13 protein-coding genes and 1 tRNA gene are annotated in these 16,527 nt (G+C 63.8%); 3 read left to right on the forward strand and 11 right to left on the reverse strand.

Annotation, left to right across the window (positions count from 1 at the left end):
* Nucleotides 1-13: 13 nt before the first annotated feature.
* From BRA471DRAFT_RS11845 to BRA471DRAFT_RS11870, 6 genes are all read right to left on the reverse strand, one after another.
* Entirely contained in the window at nt 14-568 is a 555-nt protein-coding gene (locus BRA471DRAFT_RS11845; protein ID WP_007607408.1) for a nucleoside 2-deoxyribosyltransferase, read from the reverse strand.
* Between the two features lie 32 nt (nt 569-600).
* Nucleotides 601-2,529 carry a 1-deoxy-D-xylulose-5-phosphate synthase gene (gene dxs / locus BRA471DRAFT_RS11850; protein WP_007607410.1) on the reverse strand — a complete coding sequence of 643 codons (1,929 nt, stop codon included), beginning with the start codon at nt 2,527-2,529 and terminating at the stop codon, nt 601-603.
* A 588-nt stretch (nt 2,530-3,117) separates the two neighbouring features.
* Entirely contained in the window at nt 3,118-3,369 is a 252-nt protein-coding gene (locus tag BRA471DRAFT_RS11855; RefSeq protein WP_007594646.1) for an exodeoxyribonuclease VII small subunit, read from the reverse strand.
* A 73-nt stretch (nt 3,370-3,442) separates the two neighbouring features.
* Nucleotides 3,443-4,372: a histone deacetylase family protein gene (locus tag BRA471DRAFT_RS11860; RefSeq protein WP_007607412.1), complete on the reverse strand. Its 930-nt coding sequence runs from the start codon at nt 4,370-4,372 to the stop codon at nt 3,443-3,445.
* Between the two features lie 135 nt (nt 4,373-4,507).
* Complete coding sequence (locus BRA471DRAFT_RS11865; protein ID WP_007607414.1) at nt 4,508-6,166, reverse strand: bifunctional UDP-sugar hydrolase/5'-nucleotidase; 1,659 nt, start codon at nt 6,164-6,166, stop codon at nt 4,508-4,510.
* A gap of 79 nt (nt 6,167-6,245) precedes the next feature.
* A complete protein-coding gene (locus BRA471DRAFT_RS11870) occupies nt 6,246-7,007 on the reverse strand; it encodes an enoyl-CoA hydratase-related protein (RefSeq protein WP_007607416.1) in 762 nt (253 codons plus the stop codon).
* Nucleotides 7,008-7,268: 261 nt separating this feature from the next.
* Here BRA471DRAFT_RS11870 and BRA471DRAFT_RS11875 point away from each other — a divergent pair, with 261 nt between their 5' ends.
* Nucleotides 7,269-8,510 carry an MFS transporter gene (locus BRA471DRAFT_RS11875; protein ID WP_007607418.1) on the forward strand — a complete coding sequence of 414 codons (1,242 nt, stop codon included), beginning with the start codon at nt 7,269-7,271 and terminating at the stop codon, nt 8,508-8,510.
* 134 nt (nt 8,511-8,644) lie between these two features.
* Here the strand turns inward: BRA471DRAFT_RS11875 and BRA471DRAFT_RS11880 are convergent, their stop codons facing one another.
* Nucleotides 8,645-10,423 (reverse strand): acyl-CoA dehydrogenase, encoded by a 1,779-nt coding sequence (locus tag BRA471DRAFT_RS11880; protein ID WP_007607419.1) that lies wholly within the window; start codon nt 10,421-10,423, stop codon nt 8,645-8,647.
* Nucleotides 10,424-10,675: 252 nt separating this feature from the next.
* Between BRA471DRAFT_RS11880 and BRA471DRAFT_RS11885 the strand changes: the two genes are divergently transcribed.
* Nucleotides 10,676-10,750 (forward strand) — tRNA-Gln (locus tag BRA471DRAFT_RS11885).
* Between the two features lie 369 nt (nt 10,751-11,119).
* Here the strand turns inward: BRA471DRAFT_RS11885 and BRA471DRAFT_RS11890 are convergent.
* Nucleotides 11,120-13,522: a membrane-bound PQQ-dependent dehydrogenase, glucose/quinate/shikimate family gene (locus BRA471DRAFT_RS11890; RefSeq protein ID WP_035973877.1), complete on the reverse strand. Its 2,403-nt coding sequence runs from the start codon at nt 13,520-13,522 to the stop codon at nt 11,120-11,122.
* A gap of 269 nt (nt 13,523-13,791) precedes the next feature.
* Here BRA471DRAFT_RS11890 and BRA471DRAFT_RS39705 point away from each other — a divergent pair, with 269 nt between their 5' ends.
* A complete protein-coding gene (locus tag BRA471DRAFT_RS39705; RefSeq protein ID WP_231171150.1) occupies nt 13,792-13,878 on the forward strand; it encodes a hypothetical protein in 87 nt (28 codons plus the stop codon).
* Here BRA471DRAFT_RS39705 and BRA471DRAFT_RS11895 read toward each other — a convergent pair.
* The 3 genes from BRA471DRAFT_RS11895 to BRA471DRAFT_RS36810 form a co-directional block, all read right to left on the reverse strand.
* A complete protein-coding gene (locus tag BRA471DRAFT_RS11895; RefSeq protein ID WP_007607422.1) occupies nt 13,841-15,223 on the reverse strand; it encodes a DUF2254 domain-containing protein in 1,383 nt (460 codons plus the stop codon). The two genes, BRA471DRAFT_RS39705 and BRA471DRAFT_RS11895, sit on opposite strands and share 38 nt — an antisense overlap.
* 84 nt (nt 15,224-15,307) lie before the next feature.
* A complete protein-coding gene (locus BRA471DRAFT_RS35775; protein WP_007607425.1) occupies nt 15,308-16,060 on the reverse strand; it encodes a PRC-barrel domain-containing protein in 753 nt (250 codons plus the stop codon).
* 76 nt (nt 16,061-16,136) lie between these two features.
* Nucleotides 16,137-16,517, reverse strand: coding sequence for a BA14K family protein (locus tag BRA471DRAFT_RS36810; protein WP_007607430.1), 381 nt, complete (start codon nt 16,515-16,517; stop codon nt 16,137-16,139).
* Between the last annotated feature and the right edge of the window lie 10 nt (nt 16,518-16,527).

Genomic DNA, 16,527 nt, shown 5'->3' on the forward strand with positions numbered 1-16,527 from the left:
ACGCCTGAGGCGCTTATGTAGCGATCAATCGCGCGGCCGCCATCCGGACGCAAGCCTCGAACGCGGCCAGATCGTGCCACACGTCGATCGGCATCTGCGCCGGCGTCACCAGCGGGCAGCCATGCAGCTCCAGCGCGTGGATCATCATGAGATTGTCGACGAGGCCAAAATCCTCGACCGTCAGTCCCTGCGCGTCGACCAGCCGCCCGTCCTCGGACGTCACCTCCATGAAGCGGCCGACACGGTCGGCATAGGCGGCGCCGTCGTTGGAATAGGCGAGGCAAAACTTGCGGCGGCCGGCCATGTAGCCGAGCTCGTAGACGGTGCCGGGATCGGCGCCGGCGCCGCGGAACGGCGTGAGGTTGGCGATGATGGCATCGGCCGCGTCCATCATCGCCTCGTTGCCGCAAAAAATCTGCCGCGAGGCGTCGGGAGCGGCGAGGTCGATCTCGTTGTCGAGGGGATAGAGCCCGGTGAGGCCGTTCGCGGCACAGATCGAGACCTTCCACCGGCCGATCTCGACCGCATCTGGCAGGAACACGTCGGGGCCTGCCAGATAGATCTTCATCGAGCTGTTTCGCGGAAGGTCGAAGCTCGCTGTCAGGCGAGCTTGACCGTCTCGGCCTTGACATCCTTGCCGAGCGCTTCGAACACCTTGGCGACGATGCCCTTGGCATCGAGACCGGCACGACCGTACATCGCCGCCGGCGTGTCGTGGTCCTGGAACACGTCGGGCAGCACCATGGTGCGGAACCGCACCAGGCCGCTGTCGAGCGCGCCCTGATCGGTGAGGTACTGCGCGACATGCGAGCCGAAACCGCCGACCGAGCCTTCCTCGATCGTGATCAGGATCTCGTGGTCGCGCGCGAGCTTGAGCACGAGCTCGGTGTCCAGCGGCTTCATGAAGCGCGCATCCGCAATCGTGGTCGAAAGGCCGTGGGCTGCGAGCTCGTCGGCGGCCTTCTCGCATTCGGCGAGGCGCGTGCCGAAGGAGAGCAGGGCGATCTTGCTGCCCTGGCGGACGATGCGGCCCTTGCCGATCTCGAGCGGAACGCCGACTTCCGGCATCTCGATGCCGCGGCCTTCGCCGCGCGGATAGCGCAACGAGCTCGGACGATCGTTGATCGCGACCTGGGTTGCGACCATGTGCACCAGCTCGGCTTCGTCGGCCGCGGCCATGATCACCATGTTCGGCAGACAGCCGAGATAGGCGTTGTCGAACGAGCCGGCATGGGTTGCGCCGTCGGCGCCGACGAGGCCGGCGCGATCGATGGCGAAGCGAACCGGCAGGCTCTGGATCGCAACGTCATGCACGATCTGGTCGTAGCCGCGCTGCAGGAACGTCGAGTAGATCGCGCAGAACGGCTTGTAGCCTTCGGTGGCGAGGCCGGCGGCGAACGTCACTGCGTGCTGCTCGGCAATGCCGACGTCGAAGGTGCGGTCCGGGAACGCCTTGTTGAAGATGTCGACGCCGGTGCCGGACGGCATCGCCGCGGTGATGGCGACGATCTTGTCGTCCTTCTCCGCTTCCTTGACGAGGCTCTGGCCGAACACGTTCTGATAGGCCGGCGCGTTCGGCTTGGACTTGGCCTGGGTGCCGGTCGCGACGTCGAACTTGACCACCGCGTGGTACTTGTCGGCGGAGGCTTCCGCCGGGCCGTAGCCCTTGCCCTTCTGCGTCACGACGTGGAGCAGGATCGGGCCGGTCTCCATGTCGCGCACGTTCTTCAGCACGGGCAGGAGATGGTCGAGGTTGTGGCCGTCGATCGGGCCCACGTAATAGAAGCCGAGCTCCTCGAACAGCGTGCCGCCGTCCATCATGAAGCCGCGGGAATATTCCTCGACGCGATTGGCGCGGTTGGCGAGGATCTTGGGCAGGCGCTGGTTGATCTGCTTGGCCACATCGCGCAGCGTGCGATAGGTCTTGCCCGAGTAGAGCCGCGAGAGATAGGCGCTCATCGCGCCGACCGGCGGCGCGATCGACATGTCGTTGTCGTTGAGGATGACGATCAGGCGCGAGTTCATCGCCCCCGCATTGTTCATGGCCTCATAGGCCATGCCCGCCGACATCGCGCCGTCACCGATGACGGCGATAACGTTGTTCTTGCCGCCGGAGAGGTCGCGCGCGACCGCCATGCCGAGGCCGGCGGAGATCGAGGTCGAGGAATGCGCGGCGCCGAACGGATCGTAATCGCTCTCGCTGCGCTTGGTGAAGCCGGACAGGCCGCCGCCGGTGCGCAGCGTGCGGATGCGATCGCGCCGGCCGGTGAGGATCTTGTGCGGATAGGCCTGGTGGCCGACGTCCCAGATCAGCCGGTCGCGCGGGGTGTCGAAAACGTAATGGATCGCAGTGGTGAGTTCGACCACGCCGAGGCCTGCGCCGAAGTGACCGCCGGTCACCGAGACGGCATCGATGGTCTCCTGACGCAGCTCGTCGGCGACCTGGCGAACCTGCTCGACCTTGAGCTTGCGCAGGTCGTCCGGCGTCCGGATGGTGTCGAGAAGCGGCGTTTTACTATATGCGTTCACGGCGATTTCCAATTTGTCAGCGCCGGAAGATCGTTCCGGTGCGCGATGGGTTTGCACAATATCGGCGCAGCGCGAGTCCTTAAACCGTCGGAGCCACCTGCATGGGGCAAAGCCCCGTCTTCAAGCTTAGGTGAGCTTAAGTGCTCTCCGGTTCAGTCTCTGTGATCCCTGTCACTTAGATCGGCTTCGTCCATCCAGCCAATTCATCAGCAGTTTGAAGCGCTTGTCGTCGGTAATCAGTGCCCACGCAAGGCTTACAAAAAGCCACACTCCGCGCAGCTTTACACCAAAGCTTGGGCCAAAGCCAACCCGCTCCGCCGATTACGGGCATGCACCTGCAACCCGCGGGCCAGAGTGGTTAATCCTGGCGCCAGCCGAAGGGTTCCAAGCTTGCCCAGTTCCTCGGCAAGGTTTTTCGCATGGGGAGGCTATTTCTAGACGGATTCAGGAGGGCGAGGGGCCCCTCTGAGGGAGGTTCCGTGATCGCCAGAGCGCCGGTTCCCTGGAATCAAGCAGCAGCAGCAGCAACGCCGACCGCGGCATGCGATCATGAAGAATTGCCGGTGCCCGCTGCGTGAGATAGGCGGCTTACTGGACGTCGAGCGGCGCGGTGCCGGTGGCCTGGCCGCTGGCATCGGTGGTGATCTTGTCGACGCGCGCCTCGGCCTGGCGCAGCAACTCCTCGCAGCGGCGCTTCAGGGCCTCGCCGCGCTCGTAGATTGTCACGGATTCCTCGAGCGGCACCTTGCCGTCCTCGAGCCGTTTCACGATGGTTTCGAGCTCCTCGATGGCGCGTTCGAAGGTCAGCCTGGAGATGTCGATTTGGGTATTTTCGGCCATATAAGTTTCCGATTGCCCGATTCGCTTCACCTCGGAGAAAGCAAAGTTTTGCGGGCGCAATGTGGCGGGTGTGTCAGGCGCCCATCAGGGCGCCGACATGCGCCGTAACAGATTCTTTCAATCCTTGCAGGTCGTAGCCGCCCTCGAGCACAGAAACAACGCGCCCCCCGGCGGTCTTGTCGGCGAGGTCCATCAGCTTGCGCGTCACCCAGGCATAATCCTCCGCGCGCAAATTCAGCGACGCCAGCGGATCGCGATAATGCGCGTCGAAGCCGGCAGAGATGACGAGCAGCTCCGGGCTGAATTTTTCGAGCTGCGGCAGGATCAAATTCTCGAACGCGATGCGGAATTCCGGCCCGCCGTCCTCGGAGGCGAGCGGCGCGTTGACGATGGTGTCGTGGTCGCCGCGCTCGCTCTTGGCGCCGGTGCCCGGAAACAGCGGCATCTGGTGCGTCGAGCAATACATCACGGTCGGGTCCGACCAGAAGATGTCCTGCGTGCCGTTGCCGTGATGCACGTCGAAATCGACGATGGCCGCGCGCTTGATGCCGTATTTGCGCTGCGCGTGGCGCGCGGCGATGGCGACGTTGTCGAAGAAACAGAAGCCCATCGGCTTGCCGATCTCGGCGTGGTGGCCGGGCGGGCGCACCGCGACGAAGGCGTTGCGATGCTCGCCCGCCATCACCGCTTCGGTCGCCGCGACCGCGCCGCCGACGCCGCGCATCACCGCTTCCCATGTGCCCGGCGACATCGAGGTGTCGCCATCAATATAAACCAGGCCGCTGGTCGGCGCGATGTGGCGCAGCTCCGTGACGTAGTGCTCGTTGTGGCAGAGCGTGACGAGGTCGAGATCGCCCTCCGGCGCCTGGTCACGCACCAGGAACTGGAAGCGCTCATGCGACAGCGCCTCCTCCACCGCGCGCAGGCGGTCCGGCCTTTCAGGGTGTCCCGGCGGCGTGACGTGGTCGAGGCAGGCCTTGTGGGAGAGGAGAAGCGTACTCATCAGTTCGGCCTCATGGAATGCGGGCTCTCGACGTCGCTTGGCGCATCCGGCGCCAAAACGCAAATACAAAACCCAATCTATGCGTTCCCCCGGGAATGGCAAAGGGTGGTCCCGGACCGGCCCGTTTGATCCGGATCAATTCACGCGCAGGATGCGGCTCAGCGGCAGCGGCCCGATCGGTCCGTGCGCCCTGAAAAACGCGAACAGCGCGTCAGCGTCGTAGCCGCCATATTGCGGCCCCGTGCCTTGTTTGGCGACCGTAAAGCCGTCGCCACCGACTGCGAGGTAATCGTTGAGGGTGACGCGGTAGCCGCTTCCGGCTTCGACCAGTCTGCCATTGAGCGTCATCTTCTCGGTGATCACGCGCTCGCCGAATGGCTTCGCCGCATCCCAGGCGTAACTGAACCCGTTCGAGACCTGGAGAATCCGCGGCCGCTTCGGGTCGAGCCATTGCTGCTCCAGCATGTCCTTGAGCTGGCTGCCCGTGAGCGTCATGGTGACGAGCCGGTTGCGGAACGGCTGGCTGGCGAAAACGTCGCCGAAGGTGATCGCGCCGTTCTCCTTTGGAACGATGTCGGTGCGGATGCCGCCGGGATTGGTGAGCGCGATGACGGCGCTGCCGTCCTTGGCATCCCTGGTCGCGGCGAGCTGCGCGTCCGCAATGACGTCGCCGAGCGGGCTTTCGCCGGCCTCGTTCGGCACGCGTGACAGCGTCTGCGTCACCGATCCAGCCGGGCGATTGGCGATCGGCGCCGAAAGCTTGTCGTAGGTATCGATCAGTGCGGTCTGCTCGGGATCCCTAGGCAGCGAGGCATTGGCGACGAGGACGTTCTCGGCCCTGGCGCGGACGACGTCGCGCGTTGCCGGATCGAGCTTGAGGTCGATCGCGGTGACCAGGGTACCGTATTTGTCGCCGCTGGTGACGAGCCGCCCGTCAATATCGCAGACATAAGCACGATGGGTGTGGCCGCTGACGACGACGTCGACGGCGCGATCGAATTTTTTCACGATGTCGACGATCGGCCCCGTGACGGCAGGGCATTCATTGTAGTCGCCGGCCGGCTCGCCGCCCTGGTGGATCAGCACCACGATCGCCTCGACCCCGCGCGCCTTCAGCTGCGGCACCAGCGCGTTTACCGTCTCGGCTTCGTCGCGGAATTCGAGGCCGGTGATGCCCGCGGGCGATACGATGCCCGCGGTCTCCTTCAAGGTCAGCCCGATGAAGGCGATGGGGATGCCCTCGAATTCCCTGATCTCGTAAGGCGGCAGCACGCTCCTGCCGGTCGCGGTCTCGATGGTGGACGCCGCGAGATAATGGAATTTGGCGCCCTGGAAGGGATGGGGCCCCTGGCAGCCGTCGACCGGATGACAGCCCCCGTTCTGCATCCGCAGGAGCTCGGTCTTGCCCTCGTCGAATTCGTGATTGCCGACCGAGGTGATCGCGAGCCCCATCATCGAGAGCGACTCGATCGAAGGCTCGTCGTGGAACATCGCCGACAGGAACGGGCTCGCGCCGATCAGGTCGCCGGCGGCGACGAAGATCGTGTTCTTGTGGCCCTCGCGCAGCTGCTTCACCAGCGTCGCCATGTATTCGGCACCGCCGGCCGCCACCATCACCTTCCTGGACCTGTCCTCGGGATCGCTGATCCGGATGCCGCCAGGTGGCGAGCGCAGATTGCCGTGGAAATCATTGATCGCGAGGATGCGCAGCTCGACGGGTGCGGCGGTTTGGGCGGACGCGGGCAGGGCGGCGAGCGCAAGCGCGAAGACGGTCAGGCGGAGAACATGTCGCATGGAACCAGACTAGTCGCTCCGCGCGAAGATTTCACGAAAGTTCTCGCCGTCATTCCGCGGCGATGCGCCGGACGACAGCCTATTTTTTCTTCTTCCTGTTCATAAACGCGTTGAACGCGGCGGTGGCTTCTTCCGACTTCAACCGCTCGCCGAACAGATGGGCCTCCTGGTCGATGCGGCGGGTGAGTTCCTCGGATGCGACGCGCAGCAGTTTGCGCGAGGTCGCGACCGCTTCGGCGGGGAGCCTGCAGATATCGCGCGCCACCTTGCGCGCCTCGACCTCGGTATGACCCGGCGAGACCACGGTGTTGACGAAGCCTGCGGCATGCGCTTCCGCGGCCGTAAAAGTCCGTCCCATCACCAGCATGGCGAAGGCGCGCTGGTAGCCCATCGTGTTCGGCATCAAGAGGCTGGACGCACCGACCGGCACGAGCCCGAGATGGATGTAGGGCGCGGAGAAGGTCGCCGCGTTCGAGGCCAGCACATAGTCGCAATGGAACAGCATCACGGTGCCCATTCCGATCGACGCGCCGTCCACGGCCGCGATCACCGGCTTGGCGTTGAGGGCGAGCGAATAGAGAAACTTGGCGCCGTCGGACAGCGTCTCGGGGCGCGATGTGTCGGCGTGCATGAAATCGTCGATGTCGTCGCCGGCGGTGAACACGCCGGAGCCGCCAGTGATGATCATGCAGCGGATGTCGGGATTGTTCTGCGCGGTGTCGATCGCGCGGCTCATCTCCCGATACATGTCCTGCGTGATCGCGTTCTTCTTGCTCGGACGGCGCAGGGTGATCACGCGCGTTCCGCGCTCTTCGGTGACGATGATGTTGCCATTCGGCATGAGGGGCCCCTGCAGTCGCCGCGATACTGACATTGGCTAGACTCGCGAAACGTCAGCCTACATCATCTTGCAGGCGTGCCAATGCGCTCGCTCGAGCTTTTGGGGACCGAATTCGCATGGGACGGGCGCATCGGCCGCTGCTGTGTTACGCGTTGCAATAATTAGCTACCCATTTTCGATTGAAAAACCCCTGGTTGTGGTGCACGATCGTCTCGCGCCGTTCCATTTGGCCGATTGCCCGATTGCCCGATTGCCCGATTGATGATTGCCGCCACGCGTGTTGACGAATCCTCGCTGCACTATCGCGGCTGGCGCGTCGTGCTGGCCTGCTTCCTGATGGCCTTCTTCATGTTCGGCTTCGGCCTGTACGGTCAGGGCGTCTATCTCGCCGAACTCCAGCGCGCCCATGGCTGGCCGGGTACGCTGGTTTCCGCGGCCAGCACCTTCTCCTTTCTCCTGACCGCCGTGCTCGTCATCTTCACCGACGATCTGCTCGCCCGCATCGGGCTGCGGTCGCTGATCCTGTGCGGCCTCTCGGCGCTCGGCGCTTCGACGGTGCTGCTGGCGCTGCTGCAGACGCCCTGGCAGCTCTATCTCGCCTATGCGCTGATGTCGGTCGGCTGGACCGGCATGGGCACGGTGGTGATCGCGACCGTGCTGAACTCCTGGTTCGAACGGCGCCGCGGGCTCGCGCTCAGCCTCGCCTACAATGGCGCGACCTGCGGCGGCATCGTGCTCGTGCCGCTGCTGCTGTCGCTGAGCGGCAGCATCGGCTTTCGTTCCGCGATGCTGGCGGCCACGCTGGCGATGGTGGTGCTGGTGCTGCCGGTGGTGGTCATCTTCACCGGCTGGCCGACGGAAATGCCGCCAACGCCGGGCGGGGATTCATTCGATGGCGGCACCGCCGTGCCTGCGGTTCACTCGCGCAAGACGCTGCTCGCCAATTCGGCGTTCTGGACCATGGTGCTGCCGATCGCGGTCGCGCTGCTGGCGCAGATGGGATTCATCATCCACCAGGTGACGTTCCTCGAACCGCTGATCGGCCGCGCCAGTGCGGGTCTTGCCGTCACCATCATGGCGGCGATGGCGGTGGTCGGGCGCCTGTCGCTCGGCCTGTTCGTGGACCGGCTCGATCCGCGGCTCGCCTGCGCGGCATCGATGACCAGCCAGGCGGCGGCGCTGTTCGTGCTTCTGCAAAGCACGAACCCGACCGTGCTGCTCGTGTGCTGCGCCGTCTACGGCTTCTCGATCGGCAACATGATCACGTTTCCGCCCTTGATCATCCAGCGCGAGATCGGCGCGAGCGCCTTCGCCGCCGCGATGGGACTGGGCACGTCGATCAGCGGCATCGTCAGCGCCTTCGGCCCCGGCATCGTCGGTCTCGTGCGCAGCGTGACCGGCGACTACACGAGCGCGTTTGCGATGTGCGTGATGCTCGACCTAGTGGCGGCGAGCGTCGTACTATGGCGGCCGGGGAAACGTACGAAGCTCGCGGCTTCGTAGCCCGGATGGAGCGCAGCGCAATCCGGGCTGGCCGTTCCCGCTACGATCTGCGAGCGGGGAGGCGCGAGTAAAAAATCTGGTGTCGTCCCGGCCTTCGCCGGACGACACTGAATGTGTGGCGCGCATATGCGGCCTTACCCCAACAGCACCGCATCCGCAGCAGCGACCGACTCCGCGCTCTCCGTCACGGTGCGCTCGAGCGCGCCGGCCTGCACGGCGATGTTCTCGGCGAAGAAGCGCGCCAGCGAGACGTAGCGCGCGGCATCCGTGATGCCATCGGATTTCGCGGCGAGCGCTTCGGATGCCAGCATGCAGCCGCCGAGCGTGGCGCCGAACTGCTGCAGATACGGCGTTGCTCCGGCAAGCGCCTCGTTCGGCGCGGACGCAACCCGCTCCAGCAGCCATTTGCTGGTGCGCGTCAGCGCCTCCAGTGCCTCGCGCAGTTTCACGCCGGTGGTGCCGAAAGCGGGATCGTTGGAGGCTTCGACCTGCTTCACGATTGCGGAGAGCTCGTCGAGCAGCGCCCACACCGACGCGCCGCCGTTGGCCGCGAGCTTTCGCGTGACGAGGTCGATGGCCTGGATGCCGTTGGTGCCCTCGTAGATCGCGGTGATGCGGGCGTCGCGATAGTGCTGCGCCGCGCCGGTCTCCTCGATGAAGCCCATGCCGCCATGCACCTGCACGCCGAGATAGGCGACCTCGTTGCCGATATCGGTGGAATAGCCCTTGGCCATCGGCGTCAACAGCGCCGCGCGCGCGGCAGCATCGGCGCGGACCTTCGGATCTCTGGCGCGTGTCGAGATGTCGATCGCCACCGCGGTCGCATAGCAGATGGTGCGCGCCGCCGCGGTCTGCGCCCGCATCCGCATCAGCATGCGCTTGACGTCGGGATGCACGAAGATCGCATCGGAGCCGTCACCCTTCTTGCCGAGGGCGCGGCCCTGCTTGCGCTCTTGTGCGTACGACAAGGCCTGCTGATAGGCGCGGTCGGCAACACCGACGCCTTCGAGGCCGACGCCGAGGCGGGCCTGGTTCATCATCGTGAACATGCAGCGCATGCCCTGGTTCTCTTCGCCGACCAGGAAGCCGATCGCGCCGCCATGATCCCCCATGGTCATGGTGCAGGTGGGGGAGGCATGCATACCGAGCTTGTGCTCGACGCCGGAGGCGAAGATGTCGTTGCGCGCACCCAGCGAGCCGTCTTCGTTGACCATGAATTTGGGCACCAGGAACAGCGATATCCCCTTGGTGCCGGCGGGCGCGTCCGGCAGGCGCGCCAGCACGAAATGCACGATGTTGTCGGTCATGTCGTGCTCGCCATAGGTGATGAAGATCTTCGTCCCCTTGATGCGATAGGTGCCGTCGGCCTGCTTCTCGGCGCGGGTGCGCAGTGCGCCGACATCGGAGCCGGCCTGCGGCTCGGTCAACTGCATCGTGCCGGTCCATTCGCCGGAGACGAGCTTCTCGAGATAGATCTTCTTCAACGCGTCGCTGCCATGCGCGTCCAGCGCCTCCATCGCCGATGCCGTCAGCAACGGGCAGAGGCCGAAGGCGACGTTGGCGGCGCTCCAGATCTCGGTGCAGGCGGCGTTGATCGCTAGCGGCAGGCCCTGACCGCCAAAATCCTCGGGCCCGGAAACCGCGTTCCACCCGCCCTCGGTCCAGCGCTTATAGGCATCCGGCCAGCCCGGCGCGGTCGTGACCTTGCCGTCGCTGAGCTTGATGCCGTGCTCGTCGCCGACCTTGTTCAGCGGCGCCAGCACGTCGGTCGCGAACTTGCCGGCTTCCTCCAGCACGGCGCTCACGATATCGCCGTCGAAATCGCCGTAATGGCCGGCCTCCATGGCAGCCTTCAGGCCGGCGCCGTGGTTCAGCGACAGCAGCATGTCAGAGATCGGCGCGCGGTAGGTCATGGCTCACTCCCGGGGAAACAGTTCTTGCCGCCGTATTCCCATGAAATGGGGGAGGTCTCAACTGTCAGGAGGGGGGCGGAACGCCCGTCGGAAGCGGCGGGCGTAACGCCCTATCAGGCATGGCGCGTCGCCACCGGCGCCTGTGGTATTTTGCTCCTCCGGGCGGTTGAAATGCCGCGTCTCTCCCTATAGACCGGCACCACTCGAGGGAATCCGCGGACGCTCCTGTCGCCGCCGTTCCCGAGGGCCTGATGGGGCGTAGCCAAGCGGTAAGGCAGCGGATTTTGATTCCGCCATTCGGAGGTTCGATCCCTCCCGCCCCAGCCAGCACGTAAGCTGTTGAGTTCGCTTCATAAGCAGCCTATTTCCGCCAAGGTTTTCAGGGCCGTTTGGAAATACAGATTCTGAGCTCGGTCCGGTCCGAACGAGATCGCGTCGTACAGCACGATGCCCTCCGTCGCTTTCATCCCAACATATTGCTCGGGAGACGGGCCGGCGCAGGTCCACTACGTCGTCATCGTAGGATAGAGTACCCCGGCGAACAAATCGGATGTTGCTACCAAGAGCGCGCTTTCGTTTCCAAGTGCCGGCTCTCACGCTCGGAACGCCGCTGCGTGTCCCCACGTTTTTCTGAAAGCTCACAACAAACGCAATCCTGCCTCCCTGCAGCGCCGCCGATTGTGAACTAGGGTAGCACTACTTAGCCGGTAAGGCGTACGCCACCAGGGAATCACCGATCGGCGTCTCCATGAAATGATGACCGCCGGCCATGATGACCAGGTACTGGCGGCCGCCAGCCTCATAGGTGATCGGCGTGGCCTGGCCGCCGGCAGGAAGCACGTCCTTCCAGACGGTTTTTCCGGTCTTGATGTCGATGGCACGGATCAGATTGTCGGTCGTCGCTGCGACGAAGATAAGCCCGCCGGCGGTCACGACGGCACCGCCATTATTTGGCGTCCCGATCCTGATCGGCAGCATCGAAGGGATCCCGAACGGGCCGTTCGTGCGGGCTTCACCCAACGGACGATCCCACAGCGTCCTTCCGGTCTTCAGATCGATAGCGCGAATTCCGCCATAGGGCGGCTGCTTGCACAACAATCCGGTGCCCGGCAGCCGCCAGCCGGCATTGACGTTGATCGCATATGGGGAACCGAGCTGCGGATCGCCCGCGCCTTCCTGCCCGCCGATTTCGCCGCGCGCCTGGTCTCGCGGCGCCCAACCGAGACGATTGGCCTCGTCGCGCGGCACCAGCCGATTGTAATTCGGCATGTCGTTGTAATTGGCAACGATGACGTCGCGAACGGGATCGATGGCGATGCCGCCCCAATCGGAGCCGCCATTATAGCCTGGATATTCAATCCAGTGCGGGCTGGCCGTGGGTGGCGTGAAGATGCCCTTATAGCTCGCCTGACGAAACTGGATACGGCAGATCATCTGGTCGATGGGCGACATGCCCCACATGTCGCGCTCGGTGAGATCGGCCTTTCGCAGCGTGTGGTAAAGCGAGAATGGCTGCGTCTTGGCGCGCTGCGCCGGCTCAACGCCGCCTTGCGGCACCGGCCTCTCTTCGACGCCGACGAGCGGCTTGCCCGTGCGGCGGTCGAGCACGAAAATGTCGCCGCGCTTGCTCGGCAACACCAGCGCCGGCACCGGCGCGCCATTGTCCGTCGGGAAGTCGATCAGCGTCGCTTGAGAGCCGAGATCGTAGTCCCAGACATCATTGTGCACGGTCTGGAAATGCCAGGCAGGCTTGCCGGTCGTGACATCGAGCGCGACCAGCGATGTCGCGAACTCCTTCTCGCGGTCCGAGCGGCTGCTGCTCCAATAGTCCACGGCCGAAACCCCAAGCGGCAGATAGACGAGTCCCAGCTCCTCGTCGCCGGAGGCGGTCGTCCACATGTTGGGCGTGCCCCTGGTATAGGTTTGTCCAACCGCCGGCGGCGCGCTTGCATCCGGCTTGACCATGTCCCAGGCCCAACGCAACGCCCCCGTCTGCGCGTCGTATCCCTGAATCACACCCGAGGGCGCGTCCCGCTTTTGCCCATCGAGCACTTCATGCCCGACAACAATGACGCCGCGAACGATCGTCGGCGCCGAGGTAATCGCGAACATGCCGGGATCGTGCCGGCCGATGCCCCTCGCGGTGTCGACCTGTCCATCATGTCCGAATGCCTCGCAGCGCTTGCCGGTCATCGCATCGATTGCGATCAGGCGTGCGTCAAGCGTACCTTCGATGATGCGGCTGGCACAGGCCGCGCCCTGATCGGCATTGGAGAGTTCGTAATATGCAAGGCCTCTGCAAGCTGCGGTATACGGAATGAACTCGTCCGGAACGCGCGGGTCAAATCGCCAGATCTGCTTGCCGGTCTTGGCGTCGACGGCGATAACGATGTTCTTGGGCGTGCAGACGTAGAGGTTATCCCCCACCTTCAGCGGCGTGTTCTCTGCGCCGTATGTGCCCTTTGTATTCTTGGTAGGCAAGTCGCCCGTGTGAAAGGTCCAGACTTTGGTGAGCTTGGCGACGTTCGTCGAGTTGATCTCGTCGAGCGGCGAATAGCGGCGCGCACTGTAGCTGCCGCCATACGCAGGCCAATCTGCGCCTGCCTTGAGAGAGGAAGGGTCGGCCATCGCGACGGTCGGAGATGGCATGACGCGAGGAGCGGCGCTTGCCGGCCGAAAAGCCCCGGACATCAACACAGTTGTGGCTACCAGCAGTACAAGCCCCGCAGCGATTGTCGCCGCAGCTTCATACTGGTGGCGAATGGGCCGAAGCCGCGGCGTGAGCGCCAGGACAGCGATCAGCAAAATGGCCGGTCCGACGGTCCGCGGCACCAAGGCCCAACCGTTAGCGCCAACTTCCCAGAACGCCCAGGCGAGGGTGAGCAGGAAGAGAACAAGGTAAAGCCATGCGCCTTCAACGCGCCGGCGGGCCAACAGGAGACCCGAGAGGATCAGGACGATTCCGCTGGGCAGATAGTAGAAGGAGCCCCCCAACCAAAGCAGCCATGCTCCGCCGGCTCCGAGCACGAGGCCGATGAGAACCATGACTCCTCCGAGAGCGAATGCCGCCCAATCTGCTGCGCGATATCTCTGAGCCATGCCGGTTACTCGTCATCTGTTGATTACTTTGCTCCAGATCCAAGAGTGCGTCCGCCGCTTTGGTTCCTGCATTTGCACGTACGCTTCCGGACCACGGAGCGCCGTTGGCTCGGGGAGGCGATGAGCTCAAGCGACCCTCAGCAGCCCGAACAGATGGGCAATTCGTTTCTGCTCGGCTATCTTGATTTCGGGGTCATACGCATTCTCAACGTATGTGTTCGCTGCCTATCACAAAGACCTGCGGATCGCTCGGCGCAGTTGCCGTGTTGATGATATGGCTCTGGGTCGCCGCCTATTCCGTCCTGGCGGGCGCCGAACTTAACGCTGAGATCGGAAGGAGACTGTCTCAGCGATAGCCTTTGGCGGCTCATCGTCACCCGGCAGAGGCAAGATCTGTTCGGTGAATTGCCCCATCGGACCTGCCCGGACCATCAGAGTAAACAGCTGATGTCGGCGTTCGACATCCTCCCTGTCGCTGCGAGCGGCAATCAGGCGACGAGCGTCTGCAAGGACGAGGTCGGCGTGGTGGGAGAGCGCCGCGAGCCGGGTGGGGTCGCGCTCGGAGCTTGCGACTTGTGTCATCACCTCAATCATTCGGATCGAAATTGCAGGCTGGGCGCCTGCGCTTTGCCGGATCATATGAAACATCGTCCCGAGCAGTTGATCGTATTGCACATGCGGCACCACCAGCACCGGCTGACTTCCTCTGATCGACACTCCTGATGGCAGATGCAGGGGTACGAGATCGCAGAGCGCCGCACCCAGTCGATCCAGGACCGAGAGCGCGGTGTGTGGATCGTTGATGCCGGGCGAAAGTGCCCTCACCGCGACTTCGACGAGTTGGCGAACGGCAAAGCGCAGATCGGAAGCGATGCTGCTTGTTGCGCCCAGCGCCGTCGCATTCCGGATAGCCGCTTCGGCACCGTCGACGGGAGGATTAACCAGAGCGACGGTCGCCCCCGGAAAAACATAGTCGCCGGGGCCGATCAACAGCCGAATGGTGGCTCTATGCTTGGCCGCCCAGGTGGCCAGGCCCTCTTCGTCCAGATGCTGCAGATAACCGCGCCGCGAGTCCTTCAGAGGCAGGGAGCCGATCCAGTACTCGCCCGGCGGAGGCTTCGGCTGCGGATCCTGGACCGTTAGCTGGCGTGTAGCGCTGCGGAGGTCTTCACTGACGAGTTCGACGACAGTTTCAACGTTGATCCGGCCGGCGACGTGACCGACGAAGTAGACGAGCGTCGCCACGCAAGCCAATGCGAGCAGAATTCCAACGCTTAATGATAGATGAGGGACGAAGCCCCCCTCGGGCTCTGTCCGGATGCTTCTCAGCACGACGAGAGCGTAACAGAAGGTGCCGAGCAGCATCCCCAGCGTGAGTTGATTGCCGCGATCGCGAGTGAAATTGCGCAGCAGTCTCGGCCCCATCTGACCTGCAGCGAGAGACAACGCGGCAATGGTGATCGAGAACACGGTTCCCGCGACACCGATCGTCGCGCCGGCTACGGTGCCGAGCAGGGTGCGAGCGCCGGTCGCGCCGCCGTCGTACGTCCAACTCTGTAGATTGGAGAGGTAGACCGTGTTGCTCTGGTCGATATGAACGAGGGTGAAGGCGCCGATCAGGCTGCAAAGCACCATGACCATAGGCACCAGCCAGAATGTCTCGCCAAGGTCAGCCAGCAGTTTTTCAGCGCGGGCGAGCATATTTTGAGCCGCATAACCACATCGAACCTGGAACCAACATCCGGGAGGTGGAGCGGTTCCGCCCAACCGCTCCACCTCAGAAGATTACCCGTTGCTGGGGTACTTGAATTCAGGCGCCGACTTCAACTGGTCGGCCGTCGTGTCCATGGTCGCGGTCCACTTGTTGGCCGCATGATCGAACTTCAGATTGATTGCCGAAGGCCGCACTGCGACGTAGTGGTCGCCAAGGCCCAGGAACCCTCCCACCGAGAGGACATAGCCGTCGATGCCGTTCTCGTTCAGCGCGACGTCCTTGATCGTGCCAATGTCCTGTTTGGCGTTGTTGTACACCTGCAGACCCATCAACTGCGAGCTCAGGCCGTCCTTCGGCGGCACCGATGTGAAGGCTCCGCCCAGGCGATCCGAAGTTGCGTTAGCGCTGTTGCTGGATGAGTTTGAATTCGTAGACGACTTCTGCGCGTTAGCGCCGACCGTTTTCACCTCGGCAAACGTATTTGGACCAACGAACATTGTCACCGGATTTCCTGATCGATCCCTGGCCTCCACCAGGAACGACTGCGGCCGTACCTTGACGTCGGTGAAACCTGCCTGTTGCAGGTCGTTGACCATCTGTTGCCGAGTGCTCGCCTGACCAGGGTCGGACTGGACCGCGTCTGCCTTGTTGCCCCCCTTGTTTGTCATGCTGTTTTCAGCGCGTTGGTCGGCCGACTGATTGCGGCTCGAGCTCTGCACGGCGCTATGGTCCACGGGACCGGTAGCTTGCGGAGCGCCTTGCGCCATCGCAACCGATGATGCGCCGACAAGAGCTGCCGCCGCCAAGAATGAGGTCGCTTTCATGTTTAGATTTCCTTTGCTCGAGTTTCAAAAGTAGTAGGCGTTCCTAACGGTTGGCGCCGGTAGAACGCGGTCTAGGTCAGGGACATGGATGCCGTATGCCGTCGTATCCCATGTAAGTCCCGGAGCTCGGGTCGTACGACTTGTATCGCTGGGAGCAGTAGGCGTTGTTCTCGGCAGCTTGCGCCCGGCTGTTGGCGACGGCGCTTCCAATCGCCGCACCTGCCACGAAGCCACCCAACGCTGGACCCCAGCCGCGGCTATAGCGGCGGTATCCGTCACGCCAGTGATGACGATGCCAACCATGGTGGCGGTCATGCCTCCATTGAACTTCCACCAGCCTTGCGTCATTTTTGGTCATCCCGCTCGCGGCCAACATCGGTGCGGCTTGCGCAGTAGTTCCGACCGGAATTGCGAGTGCCAATACGGCGACGGCAACGTACCATCTGTTTGCTTTCATAAACTCATCT

Source organism: Bradyrhizobium sp. WSM471 (assembly GCF_000244915.1).
Classification (GTDB): Bacteria; Pseudomonadota; Alphaproteobacteria; order Rhizobiales; family Xanthobacteraceae; genus Bradyrhizobium.

Coding starts and splice junctions, on each gene's coding strand:
- BRA471DRAFT_RS11845 (WP_007607408.1), bottom strand. CDS start 568: ATGAAGATCTATCTGGCAGGCCCCGACGTGTTCCTGCCAGATGCGGTC.
- BRA471DRAFT_RS11855 (WP_007594646.1), bottom strand. CDS start 3,369: ATGGCCGAAAATACCCAAATCGACATCTCCAGGCTGACCTTCGAACGC.
- BRA471DRAFT_RS11860 (WP_007607412.1), bottom strand. CDS start 4,372: ATGAGTACGCTTCTCCTCTCCCACAAGGCCTGCCTCGACCACGTCACG.
- BRA471DRAFT_RS11865 (WP_007607414.1), bottom strand. CDS start 6,166: ATGCGACATGTTCTCCGCCTGACCGTCTTCGCGCTTGCGCTCGCCGCC.
- BRA471DRAFT_RS11870 (WP_007607416.1), bottom strand. CDS start 7,007: ATGCCGAATGGCAACATCATCGTCACCGAAGAGCGCGGAACGCGCGTG.
- BRA471DRAFT_RS11875 (WP_007607418.1), top strand. CDS start 7,269: ATGATTGCCGCCACGCGTGTTGACGAATCCTCGCTGCACTATCGCGGC.
- BRA471DRAFT_RS11880 (WP_007607419.1), bottom strand. CDS start 10,423: ATGACCTACCGCGCGCCGATCTCTGACATGCTGCTGTCGCTGAACCAC.
- BRA471DRAFT_RS11890 (WP_035973877.1), bottom strand. CDS start 13,522: ATGGCTCAGAGATATCGCGCAGCAGATTGGGCGGCATTCGCTCTCGGA.
- BRA471DRAFT_RS39705 (WP_231171150.1), top strand. CDS start 13,792: ATGATATGGCTCTGGGTCGCCGCCTATTCCGTCCTGGCGGGCGCCGAA.
- BRA471DRAFT_RS11895 (WP_007607422.1), bottom strand. CDS start 15,223: ATGCTCGCCCGCGCTGAAAAACTGCTGGCTGACCTTGGCGAGACATTC.
- BRA471DRAFT_RS35775 (WP_007607425.1), bottom strand. CDS start 16,060: ATGAAAGCGACCTCATTCTTGGCGGCGGCAGCTCTTGTCGGCGCATCA.
- BRA471DRAFT_RS36810 (WP_007607430.1), bottom strand. CDS start 16,517: ATGAAAGCAAACAGATGGTACGTTGCCGTCGCCGTATTGGCACTCGCA.